Below are 4,507 nucleotides of genomic sequence, written 5' to 3'. Positions count from 1 at the left end.
GTGCAGGAATGCGATCCGGCGGAAGCGCATAAATACGGCATTGTCGGCCGCGGCGAGGACACCCATCACGGCTTCCGCATCACCGGCATGGTGGAGAAGCCGAAACAGGGCACCGCGCCGTCCAACCTCTTCATCAACGGCCGCTACATCCTGCAGCCGGAAATCTTCGGCATCCTGGAAAGACAGGAACGCGGCGCCGGCAACGAAATCCAGCTGACCGACGCGATGCTGAAGCTGGAGAAACAGCAGCCCTTCTACGGCTATCACTACAAGGGGCGCACTTTCGATTGCGGCTCGCCGGAAGGTTTCGTCGAAGCCAACGTCGCCTTCGCGCTATGGCGCAGCGACATGAACGGAAGCATGGCCGGCGTCATCCGCACGCTGCTCGACGAGGTGCGGCCGGCGGAGCGCCGCGGCGCGGCGTTCTAAAGCGCGTCGCGATCTTTCAGATTCGCTCCATGCGCCTTAGGTTTTTGATATTACGCATGTCTTTGCCCCGAAACCGGTTTCCGCTTTCGGGAGACATGCTTTAGTCAACGTCGTCCAGTTCCTCGTGGATGTCGGCGACGATGTCCATGCGCTTGAGCGCCGCGTCCCCGACATACTCGGCATAGGCGACGGCAAGCAGACGCGTTACGCTGGCCATGCTCGTGTGTGACGGGCCAAGGCCCAGGCTGGTCACATGGCAGGGCAGAACGACCTGCGAGAACCGCTCGGCACGGCCAACATAGGTCTGGTCGGTCGCGGTGATGATGTTGACGCGTGTCGTGTGCAGATAAGCCAGGATCGGCTTCAATATCTTGGGGCGAGGGTCCAAGGTCAGCAGTATCAGCACGTCGCGTGGGCCCGTCATCGCCAGTGCCTCGGCCCAACTGCCGCTGCCATCGTTCAACAGCATGACGCCGTGGCGCAGCCTCGCCAACAACAGCCGCGCGTAGCGCGCGAGCCCTTCTTCGAGGCCGACGCCCAGCACCCAGACCTGCCGTGCCTCGGCAATAAGCTTGGCCGCCGCCGTCATTCTGGTCGAATTCAGTTCCTCGAACGTGCGCGTGAGGCTGGTCAATTCCAGTTCGAGGTGGGCCGCAATTGGACCGAGCGTCCCGCGATCGGCAGCGGATCTGGCGAAATGGTAGGGTTGCGTGCGGTTTCGCTCTTCCCGCGCCTGGGTCCGCACCTCGTTGAAATCCGAATAGCCCAGTGAACGGAAAAACCGTGCGGCGGTCGCCTTCGATACCCCGGCCATCTCCGCGAGTTCGGTGGCCGACAGCGCCAGCATGTCGTCTTGTCCTTCCAGGATAAGCCTGCCCAGCTTCTGCTCGCCCTGGGTCAGGCCTGAGAAGCGTTCCTGAATTCGAAGGGTCAATCGGGAAGCCAAGTCGCCTCACTTCGCGCAAAAAGGGGCTTGCAATCATGAAACCCGTGTTTCACAGTTATGAAACAATGAAACTCGAGAGGGCTGTTCGTGTCCACATCAAAAATCATCCGACAGAGAATATGGTCGAAACTCGCCGATGTGGCTAAGCCGGATACTCGATTTCACCTGAATTTTGGCGAGGTCATTCCCGATTTCGAAGGATCGGAAGAAGCCACCGACAAGATCGCGGCGATGGATGCGTACAAGGGCACGAAATACGCGTTCATCACGCCCGACAATTGTCTGGTCGATCTTCGCCGCCGCCTGATCGAGCGCGGCGTGCCTTTCGTGATGTCGACATACGGGATCTATCGCGGCTTCGTGATGATCGAGCCCGGCATGGTGCCGAAGGGAGCCGAGCTCTATGCCGCCTGGCTCGACGGGATGGAGCATTTCGGCAAGCCCGTCACGCTCCAGGACGTCGCTGCCCGCGGCCGGTTCGACATCATGGTCACCGGCGCTTCCGCGGTGTCGCTGGACGGCGTCAGATTTGGCAAAGGGCACGGCTTTTTCGATCTTGAATGGGGCATGTTCACCGATATCGGTATCGTCGACGAGAGGACGCCGGTCGTCGCCGTCGTGCACGACGTCCAGGTCGTCGAGGACAAGCTGGTGCCGAGCGAAACGGACATCCTGGTCGACTACATCGCGACGCCAAGCCGACTGATCTCGGTCGAGAAGCGTGGAAAGCGGCCGCACGGCGTCAAGTGGGACCTGCTTGAACCCGAGCAGATCGCCTCGACCCCGCCCATCCGGGAACTGCAGAGAATAAGAGGCCTCGCGTAACGGGGCGATACAAGCAAAGAAGGGGAATAGCATGCCTAAAACATTGGACCGCCGTCATTTCATGGCCCTGATGGGCGCGGGCGTGGCGTTACCGGCCATGGCCCGCATCGCCAGGGCCGCCAATCCGCTCACGATGCAGGCGGCGTGGATCAACGATGCCGAATTCACCGGCTATTTCACCGCCATCGACAATGGCTATTACAAGGATGAAGGGCTGGACCTGACCTATTTGTCCGGCGGCCCGGACGTCATTCCGGAGAGCTCGATCGTCGCCGGCAAGGCCGATCTGGCGCTGACCACCCCGGACACCACGATCAAGGCGATCATCGAACAGGGCGCCAAGTTCAAGATCATCGGCACCCAGTACCAGAAGAACCCGCACGGGATCATTTCACTGGCGTCGAAGCCGATCAACAATCCGAAGGAATTGGAAGGCAAGACATTGGCCGTGCCACCGGTCAACGTGATCTCCGTCGAGGTGATGCTGAAGATCAACGGCGTCGATCGGGCCAAGGTCAACATCGTGCCATACGCCTACGATCCGACACCGCTGATCAAGGGAGAGATCGACGCATCGCTCGATTTCACCACCAACGTGCCCTACACGATCAAGCAGGCCAGCGGCGTCGATGCCCACTTCTTCCTGCTTTACGACTATGGCTACACGATCTTCCAGGATACTGTGGTCGTGATCGAGGACACGCTTGCCAGCAAGCGCAAGGAGCTCGTGGCCTGGCTCCGCGCCAGCCGCAAGGGATGGGCCGAAAACCTCAAGGATCCGAACGCCTATCCGCCGAAATTCGCGGAAACCTGGTTCAAGGGCACCGGCCGCACCATCGACAACGAGGTCTTCTTCAACAATGCTCAGAAGCCATTGATCGAAAATCCGGGCGGCGCCTTCGCCATGAGCGAGGAAGGCATCGCCAAGACGCTCGACGCTCTTGGCCAGGCCGGCATCAAAGGCTCGCGCGAAATGTTCGACACGACGCTTCTCCAGGAAGTCTGATGGCCGGTGCGGGCGGAATCCGGCTCTCCGATGTTTCGAAGACCTTTGTCGCGCGAGGCAAGACCGTCGAAGCCTTGCGCGACGTCTCGCTGGTTTGCGAGCCGGGTTCGTTCACGGCTCTGCTGGGGCCTTCCGGCTGCGGCAAGTCGACCATATTGCGGCTCTCGCTCGGCCTTGAAAACGCCGACAGCGGAAGGATCGAAGTCGGTGGACAGACATCCGCCAAGGCGACCGCCAGCGGCCTGACTGGCGTCGCCTTTCAGGATGCGGCGCTGCTGCCCTGGCGCAATGTCGAGGACAACATCGCCCTGCCGCTCGACGTGCTCAAGCGCGACCGGGGCGCCTACGCCGCCAAGATCGCGGAACTCATCCAGTTGGTAGGACTGAAAGGCTTCGAGAAGTCGCTGCCGGGCGAGTTGTCCGGTGGGATGCGCCAGCGAGTCGCGATCGCGCGCTCGCTGGTCACCGAACCCGGCGTCCTCTTCCTCGATGAGCCATTCGGCGCGCTGGATCAGATTCTTCGGCGGCAGATGAACATCGAGCTGCAGCGCATCTGGGCCGAGACACGTTGCACGGCGCTTCTGGTCACGCATGGCATCGACGAAGCGGTATTCCTGGCCGACCGCGTCGCGGTGATGCACAGCCGGCCGGGCCGCGTCGCCGCAATCATCGACATTCCGTTCGCGCGTCCGCGCAGTCCGGACCTGTTTTCCGACCCGGCCTTCCATCAGCTCTGCGACCGGATCGCAGAGGTGCTTCATGGCGGCTGAGCAGGTCTTTCCCGTGCCGAAGGTGTTCGCCTCGACGTCGTGGGTGGCGCCTGTCCGCAATATCGTCGTTCTCCTCGTTCTGTGGGAGATTGCCGGCCGCTTCCATCTGGTCGCCGGTGGCGCGCTGCCTTCGCTGACCGCCATCGGCGAACGTTTCTGGGCGGACCGTGCGGACTATCCGCCGCATGTGTGGTCCACGTTGGTTTCGTCCACCCTGGGTTTCGTCATCGGAAACATCGTCGCCATCGCCGCCGGCATGTCGTTCGTCCTCTCGCCCTTGGCGGCGCGACTGTTTCGCGGTTTCAACGTCAGCATCTTTGCGGTGCCCACCATCGCGATCGCGCCGATCCTGGCGCTGACCATGACCGGCATCTCGCCCCGCGTGACGCTGGCGGCGATCGGCTGCTACTTCGTCACCATGACCGCGACCGTGGTCGGCCTGACGCAGATCGACCTGCGCAGCGCCGATCTGGTGCGGGCCTATGGCGGCGGCAAATGGGATGTGATGCGTTTCGTCCAGTTGCGCAGCGC

Annotated in this window: 5 protein-coding genes and 1 pseudogene; 5 read left to right on the top strand and 1 reads right to left on the bottom strand. The window is 61.9% G+C overall.

From position 1 onward, the window contains the following. On the top strand, positions 1-429 hold a 429-nt coding region (locus EOD07_RS23885; protein ID WP_245470437.1), incomplete at its 5' end, for a sugar phosphate nucleotidyltransferase. A gap of 100 nt (positions 430-529) precedes the next feature. On the opposite strand, the gene EOD07_RS23880 is transcribed toward EOD07_RS23885, so the two are convergent. Further along, positions 530-1,375, bottom strand: coding sequence for a MurR/RpiR family transcriptional regulator (locus tag EOD07_RS23880; protein WP_073988143.1), 846 nt, complete (start codon positions 1,373-1,375; stop codon positions 530-532). Between the two features lie 87 nt (positions 1,376-1,462). On the opposite strand from EOD07_RS23880, the gene EOD07_RS23875 reads away from it, so the two are divergent. From EOD07_RS23875 to EOD07_RS23860, 4 genes and pseudogenes are all read left to right on the top strand, one after another. Further along, positions 1,463-2,200, top strand: a complete 738-nt coding sequence (locus tag EOD07_RS23875; protein WP_127237197.1) for a 5-formyltetrahydrofolate cyclo-ligase — start codon at positions 1,463-1,465, stop codon at positions 2,198-2,200. 31 nt (positions 2,201-2,231) lie between these two features. After that, on the top strand, positions 2,232-3,206 hold the full coding sequence (locus EOD07_RS23870; protein WP_127237196.1) for an ABC transporter substrate-binding protein: 975 nt from the start codon (positions 2,232-2,234) through the stop codon (positions 3,204-3,206). Next, the gene (locus EOD07_RS23865; protein ID WP_127237195.1) at positions 3,206-3,976 is read left to right on the top strand and encodes an ABC transporter ATP-binding protein; all 771 of its coding nucleotides are present in this window, start codon (positions 3,206-3,208) and stop codon (positions 3,974-3,976) included. The genes EOD07_RS23870 and EOD07_RS23865 overlap by 1 nt, the downstream gene beginning before the upstream one ends. Then, positions 3,966-4,507, top strand: a pseudogene (locus EOD07_RS23860) (ABC transporter permease); the annotation flags it as partial. The gene EOD07_RS23865 and the pseudogene EOD07_RS23860, both read left to right, overlap by 11 nt.

It is taken from the genome of Mesorhizobium sp. M2C.T.Ca.TU.002.02.1.1 (genome assembly GCF_003997225.1).
The sequence above is the reverse complement of the archived record's forward strand: the minus strand, read 5'-3'. Positions and strand labels throughout refer to the sequence as shown.

Excerpts from the sequence above, each read along its gene's own strand:
- EOD07_RS23870 (WP_127237196.1), top strand. The coding sequence starts at position 2,232 with ATGCCTAAAACATTGGACCGCCGTCATTTCATGGCCCTGATGGGCGCG.
- EOD07_RS23865 (WP_127237195.1), top strand. The coding sequence starts at position 3,206 with ATGGCCGGTGCGGGCGGAATCCGGCTCTCCGATGTTTCGAAGACCTTT.